General features: G+C 35.1%; 20 protein-coding genes. 12 read left to right on the top strand and 8 right to left on the bottom strand.

Features of this window, described 5'->3' with window-relative positions; genetic code table 11:
• Window positions 1–48: 48 nt before the first annotated feature.
• The 3 genes from MW688_RS00050 to MW688_RS00060 form a co-directional block, all read right to left on the bottom strand.
• The gene (locus tag MW688_RS00050) at window positions 49–687 is read right to left on the bottom strand and encodes an acyl carrier protein phosphodiesterase (RefSeq protein WP_486733856.1); all 639 of its coding nucleotides are present in this window, start codon (window positions 685–687) and stop codon (window positions 49–51) included.
• A gap of 12 nt (window positions 688–699) precedes the next feature.
• Window positions 700–1587: a beta-carotene hydroxylase gene (gene crtR, locus MW688_RS00055; protein WP_486733857.1), complete on the bottom strand. Its 888-nt coding sequence runs from the start codon at window positions 1585–1587 to the stop codon at window positions 700–702.
• A 132-nt stretch (window positions 1588–1719) separates the two neighbouring features.
• Complete coding sequence (locus MW688_RS00060; protein WP_486733859.1) at window positions 1720–2847, bottom strand: quinone-dependent dihydroorotate dehydrogenase; 1128 nt, start codon at window positions 2845–2847, stop codon at window positions 1720–1722.
• Window positions 2848–2929: 82 nt separating this feature from the next.
• Here MW688_RS00060 and MW688_RS00065 point away from each other — a divergent pair, with 82 nt between their 5' ends.
• From MW688_RS00065 to cobW, 6 genes are all read left to right on the top strand, one after another.
• Window positions 2930–3523 (top strand): esterase/lipase family protein, encoded by a 594-nt coding sequence (locus tag MW688_RS00065; RefSeq protein ID WP_486733860.1) that lies wholly within the window; start codon window positions 2930–2932, stop codon window positions 3521–3523.
• Between the two features lie 473 nt (window positions 3524–3996).
• The gene (locus MW688_RS00070) at window positions 3997–4176 is read left to right on the top strand and encodes a DDE-type integrase/transposase/recombinase (RefSeq protein WP_486733861.1); all 180 of its coding nucleotides are present in this window, start codon (window positions 3997–3999) and stop codon (window positions 4174–4176) included.
• 160 nt (window positions 4177–4336) lie between these two features.
• Window positions 4337–7882, top strand: coding sequence for an AAA domain-containing protein (locus MW688_RS00075; protein ID WP_486733862.1), 3546 nt, complete (start codon window positions 4337–4339; stop codon window positions 7880–7882).
• A 2-nt stretch (window positions 7883–7884) separates the two neighbouring features.
• Window positions 7885–9330, top strand: a complete 1446-nt coding sequence (locus tag MW688_RS00080; protein ID WP_486733863.1) for a phospholipase D-like domain-containing protein — start codon at window positions 7885–7887, stop codon at window positions 9328–9330.
• A 337-nt stretch (window positions 9331–9667) separates the two neighbouring features.
• Window positions 9668–9916, top strand: coding sequence for a hypothetical protein (locus MW688_RS00085; RefSeq protein ID WP_486733864.1), 249 nt, complete (start codon window positions 9668–9670; stop codon window positions 9914–9916).
• A gap of 642 nt (window positions 9917–10558) precedes the next feature.
• Window positions 10559–11611 (top strand): cobalamin biosynthesis protein CobW, encoded by a 1053-nt coding sequence (gene cobW / locus MW688_RS00090; protein ID WP_486733865.1) that lies wholly within the window; start codon window positions 10559–10561, stop codon window positions 11609–11611.
• Window positions 11612–12063: 452 nt separating this feature from the next.
• Here cobW and MW688_RS00095 read toward each other — a convergent pair whose 3' ends face one another.
• Window positions 12064–13020 carry a glutathione S-transferase family protein gene (locus MW688_RS00095; protein ID WP_486733866.1) on the bottom strand — a complete coding sequence of 319 codons (957 nt, stop codon included), beginning with the start codon at window positions 13018–13020 and terminating at the stop codon, window positions 12064–12066.
• A 526-nt stretch (window positions 13021–13546) separates the two neighbouring features.
• Here MW688_RS00095 and MW688_RS00100 point away from each other — a divergent pair.
• From MW688_RS00100 to MW688_RS00115, 4 genes are all read left to right on the top strand, one after another.
• Window positions 13547–13846 carry a type II toxin-antitoxin system HigB family toxin gene (locus MW688_RS00100; protein ID WP_486733867.1) on the top strand — a complete coding sequence of 100 codons (300 nt, stop codon included), beginning with the start codon at window positions 13547–13549 and terminating at the stop codon, window positions 13844–13846.
• Complete coding sequence (locus MW688_RS00105) at window positions 13830–14237, top strand: helix-turn-helix domain-containing protein (RefSeq protein ID WP_486733868.1); 408 nt, start codon at window positions 13830–13832, stop codon at window positions 14235–14237. Before MW688_RS00100 ends, MW688_RS00105 begins: the two co-directional genes overlap by 17 nt.
• 201 nt (window positions 14238–14438) lie before the next feature.
• Complete coding sequence (gene ispF, locus MW688_RS00110; RefSeq protein ID WP_486733869.1) at window positions 14439–14918, top strand: 2-C-methyl-D-erythritol 2,4-cyclodiphosphate synthase; 480 nt, start codon at window positions 14439–14441, stop codon at window positions 14916–14918.
• Window positions 14919–14976: 58 nt separating this feature from the next.
• Window positions 14977–15732 (top strand): hypothetical protein, encoded by a 756-nt coding sequence (locus tag MW688_RS00115; RefSeq protein ID WP_486733870.1) that lies wholly within the window; start codon window positions 14977–14979, stop codon window positions 15730–15732.
• Between the two features lie 41 nt (window positions 15733–15773).
• Here MW688_RS00115 and MW688_RS00120 read toward each other — a convergent pair whose 3' ends face one another.
• The 4 genes from MW688_RS00120 to dusB all read right to left on the bottom strand — a co-directional run bounded on the left by MW688_RS00120 (window position 15774) and on the right by dusB (window position 21410).
• Window positions 15774–16334 carry a 5-formyltetrahydrofolate cyclo-ligase gene (locus MW688_RS00120; RefSeq protein ID WP_486733871.1) on the bottom strand — a complete coding sequence of 187 codons (561 nt, stop codon included), beginning with the start codon at window positions 16332–16334 and terminating at the stop codon, window positions 15774–15776.
• Window positions 16331–17839, bottom strand: a complete 1509-nt coding sequence (crtH, locus tag MW688_RS00125) for a carotenoid isomerase (RefSeq protein ID WP_486733872.1) — start codon at window positions 17837–17839, stop codon at window positions 16331–16333. The genes MW688_RS00120 and crtH overlap by 4 nt, the downstream gene beginning before the upstream one ends.
• A 211-nt stretch (window positions 17840–18050) precedes the next feature.
• Window positions 18051–19763, bottom strand: a complete 1713-nt coding sequence (gene bicA, locus MW688_RS00130) for a bicarbonate transporter BicA (protein ID WP_486733873.1) — start codon at window positions 19761–19763, stop codon at window positions 18051–18053.
• 639 nt (window positions 19764–20402) lie between these two features.
• Window positions 20403–21410 (bottom strand): tRNA dihydrouridine synthase DusB, encoded by a 1008-nt coding sequence (gene dusB / locus MW688_RS00135; RefSeq protein ID WP_486733874.1) that lies wholly within the window; start codon window positions 21408–21410, stop codon window positions 20403–20405.
• 403 nt (window positions 21411–21813) lie between these two features.
• Between dusB and hemW the strand changes: the two genes are divergently transcribed.
• Both hemW and MW688_RS00145 read left to right on the top strand, forming a co-directional pair.
• Window positions 21814–23025, top strand: coding sequence for a radical SAM family heme chaperone HemW (gene hemW, locus MW688_RS00140; RefSeq protein ID WP_486733875.1), 1212 nt, complete (start codon window positions 21814–21816; stop codon window positions 23023–23025).
• Between the two features lie 345 nt (window positions 23026–23370).
• The gene (locus tag MW688_RS00145; protein WP_486733876.1) at window positions 23371–23805 is read left to right on the top strand and encodes a hypothetical protein; all 435 of its coding nucleotides are present in this window, start codon (window positions 23371–23373) and stop codon (window positions 23803–23805) included.
• Window positions 23806–24626: the final 821 nt, after the last annotated feature.

Genomic DNA, 24626 nt, shown 5'->3' on the forward strand with positions numbered 1-24626 from the left:
AACAAGGGGGGCTTTTCATGATAACTGTAAACATCTATTTGGTCATTGCTATACTGAATAACTAGAGCCTATGTATTCTTGTAATTGTGGAAAAAACTGGTTAAAATCATTTTCAAGCCCTTGGTAATTGGCTAAAAAATCCCGATTAACGAATTCTAAAAAATTTTTCTGGCTATTGTCTGTAAATTTGAGTATATTTTTAGCCAGTAAGCTATTTTTTCTTTTGAGGATACGTTGCAAAATGCGCGAGATAGTAAAGTTGACACCCTGAATATGTTGATAACTTGCTAACCAGTTTTCTTGAATAATTCTGGGGACAACTCTTTGAAGTTTATCTGGGAGAATTAACTGATTAGTTTCTAAAATCAGATAAAATTTTTCAATGAATAACGCTAGGCTTTCTTGAGAAAAATCAGACCAATGAATACTTAAAAAATGGTCATAGTATACGTCGATAAAAATACCAGCAAGACGTCGGTAATTTGGATTTAGACGTTGACGACTTTGACGAAATAGAGGGTGTTGGTCGGTAAAAACATCTACACAACGGTGATTGTGGATACCTTGAATAATTGTGGAATTGTAATAGTTTTGATACTTATCTAGAGAACCTTTGATGAAATCTCCTAGGAAATTACCCAGGAGAGAATCATCAGAGGATGACTCAGCGAGTAATAAATGAGCCAAATAATTCATTAGCTAATTAGAATTTGAATGACGATGAAAGCGAATACCGAGAAAAATATCATAAAGAAAATTCCAGAAGTTTTTGCTTTTGAGTAATCCTAAGGATTGATCGCAACCTTTAGCATCTAGTAGAGGTTTAGTGGCATAGTAAGCAGTTTGATATTTATACCAGGGAATAGAAGGCCAAAGATGGTGGATTAAATGATAATTTTGGCCAAAAATTAAGAGATTAAGTAAACGTCCAGGATAAACTCGGGCATTTTTCCAGCGATCGCGTTCTTGAAAAGGACGATGAGGTAAATAATCAAAAAAAAGTCCTAAAGCTAACCCTACTACTAAAGCTGGAGAAAACCAATAATTTAAGACATAATCACTAAATCCATAGTGAATACTCAAAAAAACGATAGAAAACAGGAATAAACGACTCAAAAACCATTCTAATAACTCGTACTTTCGCCACAGACGTCTTTTAAAAAAGTAAATTTCGTGGTAGAAAAAACGAGCAGCAATCAGCCAGAGGGGACCTCCAGTAGAGACAAAATGATCTGGATCATTTTTCGGATCATTAACGTGGGCGTGATGTTGTAGATGTACTCTTGTAAATACAGGAAAAGCAAAACCCAGCATCAAGGCACTGCTGTGGCCTAAAATTGAGTTAATTATGCGGTTACTGTGGGCGCTATTGTGGGAGGCATCGTGAATTATAGTACCTGCCAAATGTAATGCTAAAACATTAGCAAAAAAACAGCACCAGTGATACCAACCCCAAAGCCAATAGCCATAATTGGATAAAATTATGAGTGCGATCGCCAAAGCGAACATCAACACATTTATATTTATACCCCCATGAGGTTTAAGCAACTCTTTGGGGACTTTGGGCAGCGTTTCTGCCAACTGCATTGTTTCTTTAGCTCCTTTTACACCAAAATAAAGATTTGTAAAGTTTATTATCTCATAATCAGGGGTTAGATGAATTCAGAATTGAGAATTCGGAAAAACATCAGCCTTAAATAATAGACTTGAAACAAAGAATCAAGTTTTTTGTTTGAGGTTATCTTGCCCAATACCTTGAGAAATATCTGTATATCCTGCTATTTCCAAGCGTTCAATTATTCCCGAAAGAATACTTTTGACTAGCCAAGGACCTTGATATATCCATCCAGTATATACCTGTAACAAACTAGCGCCAGCGCTAATTTTTTCCCAGGCGTCTTCAGGGGTAAAAATACCACCTACACCAACAATAGGCATTTTACCGGATGTTTCTCGCCAAATATAGCGAATAATTTCATTACTACGTTTTTGCAAAGGTAGACCGCTGATTCCTCCTGCTTCTTCTACTAAAGGTTTACCACGTAACAGTTTAGTTTTAAGTGTGGTTTTTTCGCTAGTGGTGTTAGTGGCAACTAAACCCGCTAGTTGATACTTATTAGCTAAATGAATTATCTTACTAATTGCTTCCCAGTCTAAATCTGGAGAAATTTTCACAAGCAGTGGTTTTTCCCCTTGATTTTCCTGTTGTAGACTATCTAATATTGTGCTTAATTGATCTTCTCCCTGAAGAGAGCGTAACCCGGGAGTATTTGGTGAGCTCACATTAACCACGAAATAATTAGCACAATCTCGAAGATAGCGAAAACTAGCTACATAGTCTTCAGCCGCCGTTTCCAAAGGAGTTATTTTTGATTTACACAAATTGATTCCTATAGGTATTTGAGGAGTAAATTGAGCTAATCTTGCGGCAATAACTTCAGCCCCTTGGTTATTAGCTCCCATTCGGTTTAAAGTTGCTTTATCTTCTGGTAAACGAAACATTCTCGGGCGAGGATTTCCTGGTTGAGGATGAAGAGTAACGGCGCCTAATTCGGCAAAACCAAAACCAAAGTCTTCCCAAATACTTGCCGCTAAGGCATCTTTGTCAAAGCCTGGCGCTAAACCTAGAGGATTACTAAAGTTGATTCCCCAAAGATTTTGACTGAGACGACTATCTTGATAGCTGAAAGACTGACTTAGTTGTTTTTCTACCCATCTTCCCCAGGGGAGATCTTGTGCTGCTTGTATTTTTTCTAAAATTTTTAATAACTGTAAATGAGCCCCCTCTGGATTATGTCGCAGCAGGGAAAAAAATATGGGATATATAGATTTTGCTATGTTTAACAATTACCTGATTACTCCTACTTTTTGATATAGTGGAAAAAAATTTTATCTCTCTACTAAGATAATAGTAAAAGCAAAAGTAAAAATGGTGCAGCGTAATCCTGTTCTCCTAGTCCATGGTCTCAATGATAGAACTAGAGTTTTTGCTAAGTTAACTGAATATTTGAGTGGACTTGGTTGGTCAGTTTATAGTTTTGATTTAAGCCCTAATGACGGTAGTGAGAGTTTAGCGGTATTAGCTAAGCAACTTGCCGATTATGTTGCTGATAAATTTTCTCTCTCCCAAAAATTCGACTTAGTTGGTTTTAGCATGGGAGGAATTGTCACCCGCTATTATTTGCAGCGCTTAGGAGGAGTGAATCGAGTCCAACGATATGTTACTATATCTGCCCCCAATCAGGGCACTATCCTCGCTTATTTATCTAATAAACTTGGAATTATGGAAATGCGCCCTCAAAGTAGTTTAATATCTGATTTAAATACAGATTGCTCTAATTGCCTCAGTAAAATTAAGGTTACTAATATTTGGACTCCTTGGGATTTAATGATTATTCCTGCCTATAGTAGTAGTTTAGGAATTGGTAAAGAAATTGTTAAACCTATTTTCTTTCATCCTTGGATGTTAGAAGATAAGCTGATTTTGGCTGAAGTAGCCAAGGCCCTTTCTGAACCAATTTGACTTTGATGGTAAAAGTTAAGTATTGTAACGGAAATGATAGTTTAGAGAAAAATAGGGTTATATTATATATAGACACTAAAAAGAAGTTAGATAGATAAAAGCTTCTCTTTAAAACATGTTAAGGATTTAGAGTAAGTGTCTGCGGCTCTAGGTCAACATAATAACCAATCAAATAAGCTAACACATTATTGATGTTATCTTTCTACAGTTTGTTAACAGGCTAAAGATTGAGACACAATCAACATCTGAATCGGTGTATACAGCCAAAGTTAGAGAAAAAGTTATTATGTAAATACTGTAAACCATAGTAAGCGCAACCAAATCAAGTTAACCTTTAGGAGTTCAAATAAACTTGTATAAGCAAATGCCCGCCTTTACCGAAAAAGGGGGGCTAAATTTTTGCTAGAAAAAAAACTGATAAAAGTTAAGTATTGTAACAAAAATGAGACAAGAGAGAAAAGTAGCGTTAAGTTTTGATAGAACCAGATCATAGAGCAGTGAAGAAAATAACGAATGCTGGACTAGGATACAAATCGTTCGGTACAGCATGGCGAACAATAAGAGGTATTGAAATTATGCACGCGATCAATAAAGGACAAGTTGATGGTGTTCGTAATAGGGATAGTGTAGCCTCAAAAGAATTTATTGCTTGAGAAAACAAGATACCTGGAAATTTTGTGTGCTTCATAATTCTAGAGCAATAGAACCGTTCGATGATTAATCTTAAAGTTCTTGAAAATAAGAATTTTTTTTCTTACAAATGAGATAATTAAAATAACTGAACAAAATAAATTTATATTGAAATACAACTTTATGTCTAATTTAGTTGGTGAAATCATTGGTGGAAAATTTGATATACAAGCAGAATTAGGAAAAGGAGGTAGTGGCATTGTCTATTTAGCTAAAAAAATACGTACAAATGAACGTTATGCAATTAAAACCCTTTCTACGGATGAAAATCATGCTATTAAACTTTTAGAAAGAGAAACAGAAACTTTAAAACGCCTAGATCATCCTAATATAGTTAAATTTATTGAAGAAGGTTATGATGAACGTCATAAAATAGTTTACCTAGTTTTGCAATATCTGGATGGTCAAGATATTAAAAGTTATTTTGATGCTGGTATTAACTTTCAAACAAAACTATGCTTATTTTTGCAAATTATTTTTGCTATTAGTCATGCTCACTCTAAAAACATAATTCATAGAGATATAAAACCAGACAATATAAAAATTGTAGATATTAATGAAGAACCAGAAGCAAAAGTCTTAGATTTTGGGATTGCAATTATAACCACCACGATTTTAACCAACACTATTAGAAGTTATCATACTCCACTCTTTTCTGCTCCTGAACAAATTAATCTTGAAGGAGTCTCCAGAGAATCAGATATTTATTCGTTGGGAATGACATTTTTATACTTGTTATCAACTCAAGAAGCAAGAATTAATTGTTACGATGCTCAAGACAAAAAGATACTTTATGCTTCAGCCCAAGAATCCTTAGATATTTCCAACAATGAAAACTACTTGCAACTAATAGAGATTTTAAAACTATCGACAGATAAAGATCGTAGTCAACGTCCTCGATTAGATGATTTGAGAAAAGTTATTGCAGATTTACAAGAAGAAACTGTAGAAGCAACAAAGCTAGTATTTAAATACACTAATAAGCTCAAATCAAAAATAGCTCAAAAATATAATTGTCAGGAATCAAGTTTAGAAATAAAAAAAGTAATTGAATCAAATTTAAAAGCTGACCAAGGTATTTTACATATAAAAAAAAGCAGGAAACAAAAGAATCAAGATAGTCTTGCAATAGAAATTTGTATTGAAACAATATCTAAAATTTATTATGGCTTTATCGATCTAGATAATCCTTGTAGCATTACTCTTATTGATGAACCTGAATATATAGCTCCAAAAAGACAAGAAGAAATATTAGAAAATGGTATATCTATCAAAACCACTTCTGTTGTCAGAATGGATAATTATCCTCAAAAAAAAGTAGATTTAAGTGATTTAGTTAATCAAATCCTTCAAAAAGAAAGACAAGTCGAAAATGAAAAACAAGAAAATAAAAAGTTAAAAGCTACTTTTGAGCAATGGCAAGATGTTATTAATCTTGAGAAAGAAATAATTAAGGAAAGGAAAAAAATTTTCAAGTATAAAGAAAAAACCCATGATCAACAAAAACAGCTAATTATATTAACACTGAATCAATCAATTTCTATCGCAGATCTTGAAGAAGTAATCTCACCACCTTTACCTGTTACTATATCTATCAAAAAAATATTTAGATCTAATAGACAAACAGAAAAGCAATGGGAAATTGGAGACATAGTTGATGGACATAAACTAGACAATGGAGAAGTTGATCAACTATATATTAGTATCGGAGATTTTTGTGACCTTGAAATTATTGATTCTATTTTAGATAAAGGGAAAATCGAGACAAATTTTAAGGCACAAGAGTCTGAAATAAATAAAAGATATAAAGCATTAAGAGAAATTAAATATGGTGATTGCGAAAATAGCCAAATATCTAAGTTAATAGTAGATCCAGCAAATACCAAATTAATTGAACCTTTAGTTATTTATAATTATTTTAACGATCAATTAGATGAACCACAAAAAAAAGCTGTAACAAAAGCTCTCGGAACTGAAAATATTTGTTTAATTCAAGGTCCTCCTGGTACTGGAAAAACATCTGTTATCACAGAAATTATTTTACAAGTTTTGAAGAAATATCCTAATAATAAAATTTTAATATCCTCTCAATCGAATGTAGCCGTTGATAATGTTTTAACCAGAATTTCTCGTATTCCAACTAAAAATATTAAGTGTATTAGAATAGGTAGAGAAGAAAAGATAGAAGAGGAAGCAAAACAATTTGAAGTAGAAAAAGCGATAGTAAGATGGCAAAAGGAAATAAGTCATCTTTCTTTAGAATATTGGGAAGATTATCAGCAGAAAAACGAGCAGTTATTATCTGGTGTTAAAAAAATTGCACAATTAGAAGAAATTAAAAACAAAAATCAAGATTTATTAACCTTAACAACTAAATTAAATCAGGCTGTTACTAAATTTAATTCAGAATTTGTTATATATAAAGAAAATACATTTTCTAATCAATTTTCTGAAATCGCTTTAGAATTAATTTGTGACAAGTTAGAATTAGAGCAAGAAATACTACAATATGTTCAAAAATACAGTGAAAAATTTGGTATAGAATTTCCTGAACAACAACAGTTAAGAATTTGGATTGAAGAAGAACATCAAACATTAAAAAATATCTTAGGTGAGAATCAAGAAAATTATGAAAACTATATAAGATTACAAAATTTAAATAAGGAGTGGAATGATAAATTGAAAAGAAAACAACAAGATTTAATATCTTTTTTTATAGATGAAATTAACGTTGTTGGTGCAACTTGTTTAGGAGTTGCTAGATTTAAAGACCGTAACTTTGATTGGGTTATTATTGATGAAGCAGGAAGATCAACCGCACCAGAAACTTTTGTTCCGATGGCTAAAGGAAAAAAAATTATTTTAGTTGGAGATCATCAACAGTTACCACCAATTATTGAGCGAGAGCTATTAGATAGAGCTAAAAGTGAAAAAGATTTAGAAAAAAAACTACTAGAAACCAGTTTATTTGAATATCTCTACCAAGAACTACCTGATCCTAACAAAACTATTTTAAATAATCAGTATAGAATGCACCCTGATATTGGTAATTTAGTCAGTCATTTATTCTACGATAGTCAAATATCCAGTCAACTTGTCAATAGTCAAGAAAAACAGCATAATTTAGAAATTTTTGATAAGAGCATCTATTGGATTTCAACAAGTGATGCTGGAAAACAATCACAAGAGAAAAAAATGGGAACAAGCCGAAGTAACCCTTATGAAGCAAAAGTAATTAAAGCTATTTTATTAAAAATTCAAAAATGTTGTCAGTCTGATAATTTAAATAAAGAAGTTGGTGTTATTTCTGCTTATCGTTCACAAATTAGCATATTAGAATCAGCTATAAGTTGTAATAATAAGAATCTTTGGAAAAACCTAGACATAGTTATACATACGGTAGATGCTTTTCAAGGGGGAGAATGTGACATTATCATCTATGACTTAGTAAGAAATAATCCCAAAAAACAACTAGGGTTTACCTCTGACGATCGCCGATTAAATGTTGCTTTATCTCGTGCTAGACAATTACTGATTATAGTGGGGAATCACAATATGGCTTATGAAGGAATAACACCCAATAAAATGCCTAATCCTTTTAAAGATTTAATTGAATATATTGATAATCAGGATTCATGTCTTATTTTACCTTCAAATAATTTTATTTAACTATGAATAATCAAATTAAGAAATTTCAAGAAAAAATCCGCAAATATCATTCATTGCCCGAAGCGATCGTCATTGACTGTAAACCTATTGGTTATCCATTTTACATATTAGAGCTTGATCTTACTTACCTAGCCGATAGAGATTTAGAATTACTCGAAGAATTTCTCCTGAAAGTAATTAATAATGGATTAAGGAATATAAGTGACATTTCTAATTTTTTAGGCTTAGGTAGGCACATAGTTGAAAAGGTATTATCTGAATTAACTTCTCGAAATTTGGTAATTAGAGAAAATTTTTTATTAAAACTCACAGAAAAGGGAATGAATTGTTTAGAAAAACAAATAGTTTCAGCTCCTATTTCAGAGACCAAATCTTTTTATTTAGATGGTTTAACTGGAAAAATTAATGATTATTTTAACTATAGTTCTTTTAATTATAATTATAATAAAAATGGAGAAAATTTAATTAAAACATTTATTAAAAAACCCAGAAAAAATAAGATTGAAGATTTAATCAATTATTATGAAAATATTGAAATTTTTCTCCAAAATAATCAAAAAACTAATCGTATTGAATTAATACAAGTCAACAAAATAGAAAAAGTATATGCTCAATGGCACAAGGTTTTATTAGTTTTATATAAAAATAAACCTGAAGATAATGAGATAGAATATGAAATTTTTTCCAGAGACTCAATTCAAAAAGAATATAGAGAAAATATAGAAAAATTATATACCGAAGGACACAAAATTTTAGATCCTATTTTTGAAGGAATGAAACAAGATATATCATCAGATGAATCATTCGCAGATATTGATATTAATAATGATGATATTAAGAATGTAGAAAAAATTACAGCAAAAATTAACTCATTAAACGATCCAGATTATTTATCAGAAAATGGTAGCAATAAAATTAAACAGCAAACACAAAAATTTAAACAGAAACTAGATGAAATTAAACACAAAACAAGAATATCAGAGGTTATTCATACTTATGAAATTAGACAATATCTTTTAAAAGCATTACAGGAAGCCGAAAATAGAGTAATGATAGTATCACCTTGGATAAAAAGTAATGTTGTTGACTCAGAGTTTCTTTCAACCTTAGAAAAAACTCTAACAAAAAAACTAGAAGTACATATCATATATGGAATTAAAGGTTCTAGTTTTCAAAATGATCAATCGTCAATTAATAAATTAGAAAAATTAAGTAATAAGTACAAAAACTTAAACTTTAAGCAGACTAAAAATAGTCATAGAAAACAAATTGTTTGTGATAATAAATTTGCTATAGTAACAAGTTTTAATTTTTTATCATTTCGTGCAGATCCTAATTTAACTTACAGGGATGAAATAGGAGTTATTTTAAGAGACAAACAAACTATTGACGATTTATTTAATAGTGGAATAGCACTTAGAAGCTGTTTAGACAATTTTGGCACTTGAAAATATTGGCGAGCGCTCTTACTTAACAAAAGTTTACAAACAGCCTCTTAGGAGTTCAAATAAACTTGTATAAGCAAAAGCTCGCCTTTACCTCACATCTTGCATCAAAACCCAAATGTTACTGGTTGTGGTTGAGTTTTGAAGTAATGAGTTTTGAAGTAATGAGTTAAAGAATTGATGCTCAACGCTTAAAAATTGGTATACCTTTGCGAGATATGGGCTAAAGAGAAATGAACTTTTTCTGAGGTTAATTTAGTACAGAAGTTCTGGTGGAAGATCTGAGTTTACCGAAAAAGGGGGGCAAAACTTTTGCTGTGTAGAGATATTTATAAGGGTTGTGCTGAAAAAACTAGTTATAAGCAATAGACGCATTAAAACTGTTCCTCACATCAAAGCACCAGTACTTATGTACCAAATTATTGTGGTCATCCGTTCCCCGGATTTAAAATCCGGGGCCATAGATGACCGCATAAGCGCGGTCAAAAGTTCATTTCTCTTTAGTCTAAGATCGCATCAGGAGAACAAAAATACTGAATACGCCTTGAGTGTCAACCAATTTTTAAGGGCGATCGCATTAATTCTTTAACTCATTACTTCAAAACTTATTACTTCAAAACTCAACCACCACCAGTAGATGAGTGGGTTTTGGTGGAAGATCTGAGGTTCCCTGTTGCCTCCTCTTAACAGTTCCATTTAGATACTTAACAGCTTATAGCAGTATTGGTATTTATTGCCGCTTTGATATTAAGTATTGTAACAAAAATGAGACGAGAGAGAAAAGTAGGGTTATATTATATATATGCACTAAAAAGAAGTTAGATAAATAAAAGCTTCTAATCAGGGATGTTAAAGATTTAGAGTAAGTGTCTGCGGCTCTAGGTCAACATAATAACTACTCAAATAAGCTAAACTTACTATTGGTGTTATCTTTCTACAGTTTGTTAAAAAGCTCAAGATTGAGGCACAATCAACACCTGAAGAGGTCAATTTAGCCAAAGTTAGGGAAAGAGTTATTATGTAAATACTGTAAACCATAGTAAGCGTAACCAAATCAAATTAACCGTTAGGAGTTCAAATAAACTTGTATAAGCAAAAGCCCACCTTTACCGAAAAAGGGGGGCTAAATTTTTGCTATATTTGAAAATCCGGGAGATTCTTACTTCTGTCTGATTGTGTAAATAATAAACCTAATATGTCAAGATAGGAAGGTTGAAAACAAGGAGTAAAAATGCACAAAATCCCCGTAACAGTAATCACAGGCTTTTTAGGCGCCGGAAAAACCACATTAATCCGTCATCTACTGCAAAATAACCAAGGGAAAAAAATAGCAGTTTTAGTAAATGAATTTGGAGAAGTAGGAATAGATGGAGAGTTATTACGCTCCTGTTTAGTATGTGATGAAGATGAGAAGGTAGATAATATTATAGAACTAACTAATGGTTGTCTATGTTGTACTGTACAAGAAGAATTCTACCCAACTATGCAAGAATTACTGAAGCGGAAAGAAAACCTAGATTGTATTTTAATTGAAACTTCGGGATTAGCATTACCCAAACCCTTGATTAAAGCTTTTCGCTGGTCAGAAATTCGCAATAGCGCCACAGTAGACGGAGTAGTAACAGTAGTAGACGCAGAGGCGATCGCCCAAGGAAATGTAGCAGGAGATTTAGAGGCGATCGCCACTGCTAGAGAGGAGGATGAGAATTTATCTCATGAAACTCCCATTGAAGAATTATTTGAAGACCAATTAGCTTGTGCAGATTTGGTATTATTAACTAAAACTGATCTTCTAGATAAAGACACTCTTACAAGAGTAGAAACATGGCTAAAGACACAATTACCTGAAGCAGTCAAAATTATTCCTATTGAATCAGGAAAAGTAGATGCTAATGTGTTGTTAGGATTTAATGCGGCGGTAGAGGATAATCTAGATAGTCGTCCTTCTCATCATGATCAAGAAGAAGACCACGATCATGATGATGAGATTAACTCTGTAGAATTAGTAGTTGACCAAAATTTTGAACCTAAATCTTTAATAGCACAATTACGTAAATTAGTAGAAAAACAAGAGATTTATCGCATCAAAGGTTTTGTTAATGTAGCTAATAAGCCAATGCGCCTAGTTATCCAAGGTGTGGGTAATCGCTTTGATTATTTCTATGATCGTCCGTGGTTAAAAACCGAGTCTCGCCAAACCCGGTTAGTATTTATTGGTCGCAACTTAGATAAAAACTCCTTATCAGAATTTCTGCCTTTTGAGTTGATGAAATCTCAAGTTTAAATATTCCAAACTGAGGGGGTAAAGATTCGAGAAAAACCCTTATTTAAAATTTACTCCCTCAGATTACTCAAATATAGCGTTTTTAACTCTGCTGAGGTACAAAAGTTATCCTTTTGAGGCAGGAGGCTCCGAGTTAGGTACAACCTCATGAGTCCTTTGAAATGATATATCTATTTTTTACTCAGAATCTTGCACGCAAATACAAAAGTAATAAATAGGCCAACAGGCGAAAATCAATTTTTAAGTGGTTAGGATCAATTCTTTTACTTCAAGACTTCAAGACTTCAAGACTTCAAGTCTTCAAGTCTTCAAGACGTAAAGACGTCAAGTCTTCAAGTCTTCAAGACGTAAAGACGTCAAGTCTTCTTACTCGTTACTCATTACTCATTACTCATTACTTCAAGATTCATCCACCACAAGTAAATGAGTGATAAAGATGCAAGATCTGAATTTTAGCCTCTTTGGTGAGGTTCCATAAAATCAATTTCTGGACCTACGGGTACAACTCTAGTAGGGTTAATAGTGCCGTGACTTTGATAATAATGTCTTTTGATATGTTTAAAGTTGACGGTATCAGCTACTCCAGGAGTTTGATATAAATCCCTGAGATATCCCCAAAGATTAGGATAATCAACAATGCGGCGGATATTGCACTTAAAATGTCCCACATAAACAGGGTCAAATCTTACTAAAGTGGTGAATAGGCGCCAATCGGCTTCGGTAGTTTTTTCTCCAGTTAAATAACGTTGCTGAGATAGTTTCTCTTCTAGCCAATCTAAACTATCAAATAGGGGTTTTAATGCTTCTTCATAGGCTTCTTGGGTGGTTGCAAATCCACATTTGTAGACACCATTGTTGACAGTGTTGTAAACGCGATCGTTGATTTTATCTATTTCCTCTCGTAAAGATTCTGGGTAATAGTCTCCGGGTTTAGCGCCAATTTCATCAAAGGCAGAATTAAACATCCGAATAATCTCAGAAGATTCATTGTTAACAATGGTTTGAGTTTGTTTATCCCAAAGAATTGGTACAGTTACCCTTCCGGTATATTTTGGGTCAGCTTTAGTATAGATTTCGTGTAAATATTTAACATTGAAGATAGGGTCACTAATTACCCCATCTTCTGGTTCAAAAGTCCACCCATGTTCACCCATAAACCAATTAACCACAGAGATAGGAATCATCTCTTCTAATCCTTTGAGTTTTCGGAAAATTAGGGTACGATGGGCCCAAGGACAGGCATAAGAAACATATAAATGATAACGTCCTGATTCAGCTTTATACCCACCTTCGCTACCATCGGTGGTTACCGAGTTACGAAACTGAGATGCTTTACGAACAAATCTACCTCCTGTACTACTTGTATCGTACCATTGATCGTGCCAAACACCATCGATAAGAAGTCCCATAATTAATTCTGTTGTAGATTTTACTAGTTATGATTTTATCTTATTAGAAGAGGCGATCGCTCACAGGGGAAGGACAAAATCGAAGGCTAAAAGCCTACTTTTTCTTATGCGATCGCCTTTACTCAGAAAAGCTCGCACGCAAGTACAAAAGTACAGAAATTGGCCAACAGTAACATTTGGGTTTTGATGCTTTGGTGTGGGGTTTTGGTGGAAGATCTGAGTTTACTTAGATCTTCCACCAGTGCAAAAGTACTAAATAGGCCAACAGGCGAGAATCAATTTTTAAAATCCCCATCTATGCCGACCTTCTGCCTCCTGCCTCCTGCCTCCTTTTAAGGGGTTAGGATCAATTCTTTAACTGATTACTCATTACTCATTACTCATTACTTATTACTCAACCACCGCCAGTAACTTTTGATAAAGATGCAAGATCTGAGTTTACCCACTCTCATCCGGCGTGAACCAGTCTTTGACACTTGACAAATTACTCTCATTTTGAGAGTATAAAAATATATCAAAATTCGTAATGAGAATTATCAGTTATAAAACTATTCGAGAAGCATCAAGCAATCATCCAGATCTTAAACAACCTTTAAATGACTGGTATAAGATTGCCAATAAAGCTGATTGGACTTGTCTTAATGATGTTCGTCAAACCTTTCCTCATGCAGATTCAGTTGGTAACTTTACTGTATTTAACATTAAAGGAAATAGTTACCGTTTAATCGTAGGAATAGATTATGTTAAGAAAATAATTTTCATTAAATACATTTTGACACACGCTGAGTACGATAAGAATACTTGGAAAAATGACCCTTATTTCTAAAAATCAAAATGCTGACAACAATATGGACATATTGCCTTTTGTTATTAAAACAGAAGAACAGTATTGTGAAGCGTTGTCAATTTCAGAAAAACTCTTTTTTAAACAAGATAGAACTACATTAGAAGATCAAATACTAGAAGTGTGGGCTGCACTCATTGAAATGTATGAAGAGAGGATATTTCAACCAGGAGAACATTCTACACCATTATCTATTCTCAAATTTCTGATGGAATCCCATGACTATACCCAAGCTGATTTAGTACGTGCAGAGGTTGGATCTAGTGGTGTTATTTCTGAAATTATTAATGGCAAAAGAGAAATTAGCAAACAACAAGCAAAAAAACTGGCTGAAATTTTTCATGTTTCTTGCGAGCTTTTTATTAGGTTCTAGTAGTGGGTTTTTGAACTGGTAGCGGGTTTTTGAAAGAGAAGAAATTTGTCTAAAAAACTCTTTATATAAGGACTTGCGCTGATTTATAATAAATGAGCAGTAGTCATTTTAATTTTTACATACAGACAGTCCTGACACCTAATATCAATACCCAAGATAATCATGGTAGAACACCTTTATTAAATTCAATATTGATAAATTATGAATATACGTATCGGTAATGGTTATGATTTACATAAGTTGGTCCCAGAAAGACCACTAATCTTAGGAGGAGTAAAAATTCCCCATCATCTAGGTTTATTAGGACATAGTGATGCTGATGCTTTGACTCATGCAATTATGGATGCTATGTTAGGGGCACTAAGTTTAGGAGATATAGGTCATTACTTCCCCCCTAGCGATCCTCAATGGGAAGGCGCCGATAGTTTGGTACTCTTAGAACAAGTAAACAAGCTGATTTTATCTCAGGGGTGGGAGATTGGAAATATTGATAGTGTGATTGTGGCAGAAAAACCGAAGTTGAAACCCCATATAAAAGCTATGCGCGATCGCCTCGCCACAACCCTCAACCTTGAAGAAAATCAAATAGGTATCAAAGCAACCACTAACGAAAAATTAGGACCAGTGGGAGAAGAAAAAGCAATATGTGCCTATGCAGTTATTTTGTTAAAAAAAAATTAATAGTTGATTGATGTTACTAAAAAAGTTAATCTAAGAAAGGAAAATTATCGAGAGATTTATGAGCACAGCTTCAAGCACATCATCAACTAATCCTATACCTACTCAGGATATTGAAGAAATTACTCTAGCATTAGCGGGTAACAATCTCAATCCAGTAATGCTAACCTACGAATTTTTAACCTCCAGCGGCATTATCCCTCGTAATTGGGAATTATCTAAACAACCAGTTACCAGTCAAAGAGGTAGTCAAATAGCCTTTAAAAATGGTATTAGTATTTTAGCCCAACCAGGAGTAATTAATTTTGTCGAAGGCATTAGCGGTAAATCAACTAATGACCTTAGCTGCCCTCAAATTGTGATGGAGTATGTGAAAAGATTACCCCACGCTGAATACCAAAAGGTTGGTATTAGTCCCAAAACTATAGTACCATTCCCAGCTACACAGCCTGATTCTGCTAGAAAATTTATTACTGGTGTACTTTTAGGATCCGGTCCATGGAAAGAAATTGGCATAGCGCCTCTACAGGCGGGATTAAACTTATCTTACCAGTTAGAAAAATCTGTACTTAATTTAAGCATCAATGAAGCTAAAATACAACTGGGGGATAAATCATCAATTCCCGCCTTATTATTCTCAGGCAACTTTAACTATAATCTCACTGATGTTGGCGATGAACAAAAATTAAACCAAATCGCCGAAAAAATTCAACTTTGGTCAGAAGATTTAAACAGTTTTAGAGAAATAGTTAACCAAAAATTCTTACAAAAAGCTAATCAAGCTGACTCCGGTTCCAGTTTATTTGATACAATGTAAAAATCTAGAATCCGGGATAGTTAATCTGTCCCGGATTCTGTCTAAGACTTTGAGTTAATCCTAATTAAAGACTCAGTACAAACTCCCGGTAATTTTTGGTCCCAAACATCTACAGGTAACTCCGGTAAGTAGGCAAAATCAAAGATAATAGCGATCGCCCGTATCGATTGCCATTGAGGTTGACTCAACATTCGGTCATAGAAACCCCCTCCATAACCTAAGCGATAACCCCGATAGTCACAGGCAACCGCTGGCACTAAAATCAAATCTACTTGATGAGAAGATATTTCCTTTGCCTTAAGACTAGGAGTCAAGATGCCATACTTACCCTTTTCTAAAGTATCTCCTGGTCTCCACAACTGCCACAATAGAGATTTTTCTACACAACGAGGAAAACCCCAGATTTTTTCAGCAAATAGAGGAGTTAAATCTGGTTCTTGTTGAAAACTAAAATAACCTAAAATCGTTTTCGCCTCTTGAAACCAATCATGGGATTGTAACTGTTGACAGAGGCTATAGCTTTGCTGTCGCCACAGTTGAAAAGACAGAGATTTTCTCTGTTGCAAGAGTTTTTTCCTCAGTTTAGCTTTAGCTTCTTTCATTTAGGGAATCCTAAATCTACAGCAATGCGATGACCGCAACTCATCCCAGAAAAAGCCACAGCGTTTAAACCTTGACCAGGAAAAGTACTATCTCCAACTACATATAAACCAGGTATAGATGTTCTATTAAATGGCATTCCTAATAAACCCAGGAGTTTTTTACGTGGTATAGGTCCATAACTACCATCAACACGTCCTAGAAAGCGACGATGAGTCCGAGGAGTCCCTACTTCTTGGTAGTCTAAACCAGCGATTAAACCAGGAAATATTTTCTCTAGGCGATCAATTAGTTGATTAGCTGCTGCTTCTTTTTTTTCTTCGTAGGCTTTCGGTGTTAAATTTTCCCACTCTTCTATCCAACTTGGAGTAAAAGTATGAATAATATGATAGCCTGGTGGCGCTAAATCTGGATCTAGTAAGGTGGGAATGGAGACAAAAATAGTTCCTTGGGATTCTTCCATTTTTGACCAGTCTTCTAAAAGAATATGATGGCATTCAGTAGCAGGAGGTAAAACCTTCGCTTCCACACCTAGGTGTAAACTTAGGAAACTTGGCGATTTTTGATATCTTTGCTGCCAACTTTTTTCCTTAGGGGGCATTTTTTCTGGGGGTAACAATTTCTCAAATGTATCCCAACGAGTACTATTAGAAACAATTCGTCTAGCATAGTATTTTTCTCCATTGGCTAAACAAACGCCTACGGCTTTTTTCCCCTTGGTTAAGATTTCGGTAACTCTGGATTTATATTTAATCTCACCTCCAAATTTCTCTAATCCTTCTACGAGTTTTTGGGCAATTTGACCTACCCCTCCCTTAGGATAGTTAATACCTCCATAATGTCGGTCTGAAAATACCATACCCGCGTTAATCATGGGGGTAAAATCTGCTGGAACTACGGACCAGCAGTAACATTCCATATCTATAAATTTTAGTAATTGAGGATTTTTTAGATAGCGACGGGCAATATCTCCGGCATTCAGAGGCAAATATTTAACTAATCCCAAACATGAAGCAGGTTTTTGAAAAAACACTCTAGTTAGATAACGTGGTTCTTCTAAAGATAGTAACTCCATAGAGTTAAGACAGTTGAACACTCGCCAACATTCGTCATAAAACTTACGAATTCCTACTTCTTCCTCGGGAAAATAATTATTGAGTTGTTGCAAAAATTTCTCATAGTCTTGATCAACTTTAACCTCTAATCCTCCTGGTAAATGATAATGAATTTGGACTGGGTCAGGAATTGTTTCTATACTCATATTGACTGCATCTAATGCCCGAGTGAGGAGATTGGTTGTGCCCTTTTTCCCAAAGCCAAAAATCATCGAGGCACCTACATCGAAGCGATAGCCTTGTCTTTCAAAATAACCAGCGCTTCCTCCAGGGATTAAATAGCGTTCTAATACTAATACTTTCGCCCCTTTAGCTACTAGTTGAGTTGCTGTTACTAAACCACCAATACCTGAACCAATTACAATAACGTCGTAATTATCTGTTTTCTGCATATAAAGAGATCTAAACTTATTTGAATCTAATCTCTAGTTTAACTAGAAAAAAAACAGGTGAGACGCTCATGACCCTGAATAAGAGCGCTTTCACCTGCCTTTGCTTAAGAGGAGAACACTATAAATAATATAGCTTTATTGAAAATTATTGTCAAGTGGTTAGAATAAAAAAAAGACTCTGAGGTAAATGTCAGAGTCTTTCATAATCCAATTACATATTAGTGATTTCTTGATCTTGAGTTGAACTAACAACATTAAACTGGTTGCTTTGCCTTTCGCGAATAATAGCCAAGCCTTGTTGTAAAGCTACCATGCGATCGCCTATCCAGTGAGTAGGAGGAATAACTGAAGCAAGACCTAAATTTTCTAGGCGTCGTTTCACCTTACCAGTGGCGCCAACAATAAATACTTCACGTTTTGCCTCTGTTGCTTCAGTGATTGCATTTTCCAAAGCTAAAGAAGAAGTTACACCCAAAATAGGAACTTCGCTTAAATCAAGTACCAGAACATCATAGTTATTAACTGCATTGTGTTCCCGTTGAATCGCTTTAGCCACACCAAAAATCATGGGTCCACTGAGATGGAATAATAGCAGACGACCATTAGCCACATCTAATAACTGTTTTTCAGCAGGAGTCAGGACGATTTCATCATCAGCATCAGTAATAGTTTTTACTGATTTAGAGCGTAATTCCGATAGTTTTTCGATAGTTAGGACATTAGCCACGAATACACCAATACCTACGGCGGCGATTAAATCCACAAATACTGTTAAAGCGATTACACCATAAACAATTGCTGCGGCTTTCCAAGAGATTCTATGAACGCGCTTGAGGAAACCCCAATCCATAATGTTAATACCTACTTTGAAGGCAATACCTGCTAACACAGCTAGAGGAATACTTGACGTTAAAGGTGCTGCCCACAAAACAACTATTAACAAAATCATTGCGCGAGTTAAACCGGATAAAGCTGTACGTCCCCCACTTTGGATATTAACCACTGTTCCCATAGTCGCACCAGCTCCTGCAATACCACCAAATAAACCAGAGGCAATATTACCCAAACCTTGACCAATTAATTCTTTGTTTGAATCGTGTTCTGTACGAGTCAAACTATCAGCTACCACAGAAGTTAACAGGGCATCAATACAACCGAGCATAGCTAAGACTACAGCATCAAAAAACATCTCCTTAAACTGTCCTGGGCTAAAAGTAGGCGTTTGTAGAGCTGGCCAACCTACTGGTATCTCACCGATACGACGAATATCAGCATCACCGAAAAACATTAGAGAGACAACAGTACCCACAATTAGAGCAATAAGTTGAGGTGGTACAATCTTTTTGACTTTAGCTGGTGTTAAAAACAAAATAGCCACAGCTATGAGAGCTAGGGCCGTTTCTAAAGGGTTAATGTTAGTAACTAACTCAGGTAAACTTTGAATTGTACCAATCACTCCACCTTTAGGACTAGCTTGTCCTAAAAAAGGTGCAATTTGCAAGACAATTAAGATGAGACCAATCCCGGACATAAATCCAGAGACCACGGTATATGGCATCATCGTTACATATTTACCTAAACGCAGGCTTCCAAAGATAATTTGGAATACACCCGCCATCATTACTACAGTAAAAGCTATCGCTAAACCTTGTTCAGGATTACTATTACTAGCGATTGATTTGGCAATAACTGCGGTCATAACTACGGTCATAGGACCTGTTGGTTCAGAAATTAGGGTAGGAGTGCCTCCGAAAAGAGCAGCGAAAAAACCAACTAAGACGGCACCCCATAACCCGGCTGAAGCGCCAGCGCCGGATGCTACCCCGAAGGTTAAAGCCATAGGAAGAGCTATAACTGCGGCAGTGAGTCCGCCGAATACGTCTCCTTTTACGTTTCTGAAATGGATTTTATTTGTTATCTGCATGTGTTTCCCTGTGATTTGATCATTGTCAAGCTAATAGAAGTTATAAGCTTTATTTATTTTATTCTATCTTCTCTTTTTTTTTGATAGGTTTCTATCTATGGTGCTTAATTATAAAAGAAAAATTAAGAATAATCAAATAAATAAATATAATACACTAAAATGAGAAGAATTAGTAAAACTAATCAAAAGAAGATCAGTAAGGCTTGCGCCCCATCAGGATTGCACCTGAATCATAAAAATGATAAGGAAGGGAAAATTGTTAACTTACACATTTTTCAATCTTTACTGAGTAAGACTTGTATCTAAAAAAAGGCGATCGCCTATCACTGAGATCTTGCATCTCTACCTAATGTTACTGGTTGAGGTTGAGTAATGAGTTTTGAAGTAATGAGTAATGAGTTTTGAAGTAAGAAGTCTTGGAGTTTTGAAGTAATGAGTTAAAGAATTGATGCTCAACGCTTAAAAATTGGTTGACCGAGTGTAAGATCTTAGGCGAAAGAGAAATGAACTTTTTCTGAGGTTAATTTAGTACATAAGTTCTGGTGCTTTGATATGAGTATCAGAAAATATGACTTGGTTGATAACCAAGTAATCGGCTTTTCTGAACTAATGAGGGGCAATCAGTAATTTTGTACTAAATTAATGCAAATAATCTTGAGCTTTGTCTATTAACTCAAAGCCTTCAGCAACAGTTTGAATACGAGATAACTTATCTCTCAGTTGTGCAGCGCCGGGGAAATTTTTACAATACCAAGCTAAATGCTTACGAGATTGATAAAGACCGCGATCGCCTTTGTAGTCCCACAATCCTTGTAAATGTTCTTTAGCACATTCTAATAACTCATAGGTAGTGGGTTGAGGCAACATTTGACCAGTTTTCAAATAATAGTCGATTTCTCCCACCAAAAAAGGATAACCGAGGGTACCACGAGAACACATAACTCCATCTGCCCCTGTTATTTGTAGACATTTTATCGCCGACTCTACAGAAAAAATATCACCGTTAGCAATCACCGGAATTGAGACAGTTTCTTTAACTTTTTTGATCCATTCCCAGCGGGCTTCACCGTGATATCCTTGAGCACGAGTACGTCCATGAATAGTTAACATACTTGCACCAGAAGCTTCTAAACCTTGAGCAAATTCAAGAATATTTATTTCTTGGTCATTCCAACCGATACGAGTCTTTACAGTTACGGGAACATCGACCGCCTCAACTACAGTTTTCACGATTGCTTGGGCTATTTCTGGTTGACGCAGAAGCGAAGAACCACCGCCTTTTTTAGTAATTTTATTTACAGGACAACCCATATTAATATCGATAGTCATTGCCCCTTCTGATACTGCTTTTTGAGCAGCTTCTGCCATAAAATCAGGGCGACAGTCAAAGAGTTGAATACTAATTGGGTCTTCTCCCGGGGCAATTTCCATGAGTTTAGGTAATTGGGGGAGGTGGTGAATTTCTTTAGCGCTAACCATTTCTGTATATAGCATAGATTGAGGGGCAAAGCGCCTAACTAAACGCCGAAATACTAAATCTGTTACTCCTGATAGAGGAGACTGAAAAACGCGACTAGCTAGTTTAACTGAACCAATTTCTAAAGGTTGGGCTAATTTTTGGGTAAGTTCTGCTGAGAGAGTGAACATCTTTTTAGTTTTGTGATCATATCTATTGAATCACATCTTCAATCATAATTTAATTACATTTGTGGTTGCCCAAGAGATTTTGAGTAATATGTAGTCATGCTGATTTTTGCGCCAATTCCGAAGAGCGATCGCCCTTCGGGCGGTACTTCGTCATCTCATATCTTGCACGCAAATACAAAAGTACTAAATAGGCCAACAGGCGAAAATCAATTTTTAAGTGGTTAGGATCAATTCTTTTACTTCAAGACTTCAAGACTCCAAGACTTCAAGACTTCAAGACTTCAAGATTCATCCACCACAAGTAACTTTTGATAAAGATGCTTTGGTCTGAGGTAATGCCAGTTTACTTAAGAATAATTTATGATCATCTAAGATAAGATAACAATTTTTTCATTTAAATATAGTGATTAACAATATTCCCCAAGCGGCTTATATTCACATCCCTTTTTGTAAGCGTCGCTGTTATTATTGTGACTTTCCTATTTCCGTAGTAGGGAATCACCCTAATTTAGAAAATAAAAAGATGAGTAGAGAGTATGTTGATGCCCTTTGTCAGGAGATTAAGAGTATCAATATAGATAAAAAGACTCTGACTACAGTTTTCTTTGGGGGAGGCACTCCCTCTTTACTTCCGGTGTCAGATTTGGCAATAATTTTAGATACCCTTAATCAAGAGTTTGGGATTGCTAAAGAGGCAGAAATTTCTCTAGAAGTAGACCCGGGAACTTTTAATCGTGCTCAATTACAAGCTTATCAGAAATTAGGTGTTAATCGTCTGAGTTTGGGGGTGCAGGCGTTTCAGGAAGAGTTATTAATAAGTTGTGGGAGATCACACACTGTAGCAGATATCAAGAATGCAGTAGATTTAATTAAAGAAATAGATGGTTTTAATTTCAGTATCGATTTAATTTCGGGTTTACCAACACAAAGTCTACAGATGTGGGAAGAGTCACTAAGTCAAGCAGTGGCTCACGCTCCTCATCATCTTTCTTGTTATGATTTAGTAGTAGAACCAGTTACAGTATTTGGTAAACGTTACCAACCAGGAGAAAAGCCTCTACCAACAGAAACCGATAGTGCCAAAATGTATAAATTAGCCCAGGAAGTGCTTACTCAATCAGGTTATCAACACTATGAAATCTCTAATTATGCTCAACCTGGTTACCAATGCCGTCACAATCTTTGTTATTGGCAGATTTTACCCTACTATGGCTTTGGTATGGGGGCGGCTAGTTTCTTCAATCAGAAGCGCTTTACTCGCCCTCGCACTCGTTTAGAATACTTTGCTTGGGTAGAAGCAGGTAGTGTAATTGATGCAGAGACTCTCTCTGATACTGATCAGATTTTAGAAACTTTGATGCTAGGTTTAAGACTTAAACAAGGAGTGAATCTCGGGCAGTTTAATCTGTCTACCCAAGTCAAAATTATCGAGGTACTTTTACCTTATCATCAGTTCGGTTTAGTTGAGTTTGTGAGTGTAGATGGGCAAGTCAAAAAAAACCATGACAAGATAGAGTTAAATAACCTAAAAAGTTTACATCTTCAAGATCCCGATGGTTTCTTAATTTCTAATCAAATTTTAGCTGATTTATTCGCTGGCTTCGATAAAGATTAACCTGAATATTTCTTCACTCACCTCACATCTTCCACCAGTACTTATGTACCAAATTATTGTGGTCATCCGTTCATTTCTCTTTCGCCTAAGAAAAGAGTCTTGAGAACAAAAATACTGAATACGCCTTTAGCTCAGACCAAAGCATCTTTACCCAAAGTTACTGGTTGTGGATGAATCTTGAAGTAACGAGTAAGAAGTCTTGAAGTTTTGAAGTTTTTAAGTAATAAGTAAGAACTTTTGAAGTTTTGAAGTGAGGAAGTTTTGAAGTAAAAGAATTGATGTTAAACCCCTAGGAGACAAAGATTATAGAGAATTAACCATATCAGTGGCTTTATTTGTACGGTTTTGTTCATCCAAAGACGGGCAAATCGCCAAGAAACTGTAGCAGAGGTAGCCAGTAAACTGTTTGGGCAAGAAATCAAAGCCAATCAAGTTATTGATGAAACCTTAGAAAGAGCTATTTCTCGTGCCTATCCCACCAACTCAGAATTACAAGAATGTCTCAAAACAGGACTCCCCCCTCAACAAGAACAAAGTTTAGAAGTGTTCTTAAATCATCCCCTCAGTGCCTGGATTGAGATGAATTTTGGTTTAGAAGAAGAGGAGGGATATCTCAAACGTAGAACACCTATTTCTCTAGAAGAAGGTGCCCATAAATTAGCAAAATTGACTAAAAATCAACCTCAGTTATGCCTAAATATACTCAAAGAAATGTTATTGTGGAGCAGTAGATTGATGCTAGTAAAATACTGGGTGATGTTTTTTGTCAAAATGACCTGAACAAAACTAATTGGTATAGTGGAGATTGGGCTAGACAGACTCTAGAAAATGCAGACTAGACATTTGACCGAGCTTGCGATCGCTGGCGCAAATTATATCAAGAAGCTATAATCGAGTTAGAAAATGCCCGCCTTATTCTAGAGAATGCCATAAAAGGCTTAGTTAGTGATGAGGAAAAAGCTAGGGCAGAAGAATTAGAAATTGATGCTAAGAGACAGCGATACTTATTAGTAGGGCAAACAAAAAAAGGTAGTGCTTGCTATCTAAGATATAGCAATGAGCGTTGTAGTGTTAACAATATTTTATTTACAGATCCCCCCAACCCCCCGCAAGGGTAGGTTTTTTACCAAGAGCTTGTAGTTAAAGTAAGACAAGGTAGACAAGGAGGGAAAGTGGACAAGGAAGTATCTGTATTTTAGGTGTACATTAGTATGAAAACACGCTGTTTTAATTGTATTATCTCCCTTGTCTCCTTGTCTTCGTTCCTCTATCTTGCACGCAAATACAAAAGTACTAAATAGGCCAACAGGCGAGAATCAATTTTTAAGCGTTTAGCATCAATTCTCTTACTCATTACTCATTACTTCAAAACTCATTACTCAATCATCACCAGTAACTTTTGGAAAAGATGCAAGATCTGAGCTTGTCCCGTCCTCACCGAAATGTTAAAAACCTCCCCAAAGTCGGGAGAGGGGCAGGGCTGTTTTATTCTAAAATTTTGTTGTAAGCTAGAAGCTAGACACAACAAAAGTTTACGCTCTTTTTAGCTATCATTAGAAAAAAGGGGATTTATTATTAGTAAAAAATCCCCTCTCCGCGAG

This window comes from Johannesbaptistia floridana, assembly GCF_057440575.1.

Excerpts from the sequence above, each read along its gene's own strand:
- bicA (WP_486733873.1), bottom strand. The coding sequence starts at position 19,763 with ATGCAGATAACAAATAAAATCCATTTCAGAAACGTAAAAGGAGACGTA.
- ispF (WP_486733869.1), top strand. The coding sequence starts at position 14,439 with ATGAATATACGTATCGGTAATGGTTATGATTTACATAAGTTGGTCCCA.
- MW688_RS00100 (WP_486733867.1), top strand. The coding sequence starts at position 13,547 with ATGAGAATTATCAGTTATAAAACTATTCGAGAAGCATCAAGCAATCAT.
- cobW (WP_486733865.1), top strand. The coding sequence starts at position 10,559 with ATGCACAAAATCCCCGTAACAGTAATCACAGGCTTTTTAGGCGCCGGA.
- MW688_RS00075 (WP_486733862.1), top strand. The coding sequence starts at position 4,337 with ATGTCTAATTTAGTTGGTGAAATCATTGGTGGAAAATTTGATATACAA.
- MW688_RS00115 (WP_486733870.1), top strand. The coding sequence starts at position 14,977 with ATGAGCACAGCTTCAAGCACATCATCAACTAATCCTATACCTACTCAG.
- crtR (WP_486733857.1), bottom strand. The coding sequence starts at position 1,587 with ATGCAGTTGGCAGAAACGCTGCCCAAAGTCCCCAAAGAGTTGCTTAAA.
- crtH (WP_486733872.1), bottom strand. The coding sequence starts at position 17,839 with ATGCAGAAAACAGATAATTACGACGTTATTGTAATTGGTTCAGGTATT.
- MW688_RS00095 (WP_486733866.1), bottom strand. The coding sequence starts at position 13,020 with ATGGGACTTCTTATCGATGGTGTTTGGCACGATCAATGGTACGATACA.
- MW688_RS00105 (WP_486733868.1), top strand. The coding sequence starts at position 13,830 with ATGACCCTTATTTCTAAAAATCAAAATGCTGACAACAATATGGACATA.
- MW688_RS00080 (WP_486733863.1), top strand. The coding sequence starts at position 7,885 with ATGAATAATCAAATTAAGAAATTTCAAGAAAAAATCCGCAAATATCAT.
- MW688_RS00065 (WP_486733860.1), top strand. The coding sequence starts at position 2,930 with ATGGTGCAGCGTAATCCTGTTCTCCTAGTCCATGGTCTCAATGATAGA.
- dusB (WP_486733874.1), bottom strand. The coding sequence starts at position 21,410 with ATGTTCACTCTCTCAGCAGAACTTACCCAAAAATTAGCCCAACCTTTA.
- MW688_RS00120 (WP_486733871.1), bottom strand. The coding sequence starts at position 16,334 with ATGAAAGAAGCTAAAGCTAAACTGAGGAAAAAACTCTTGCAACAGAGA.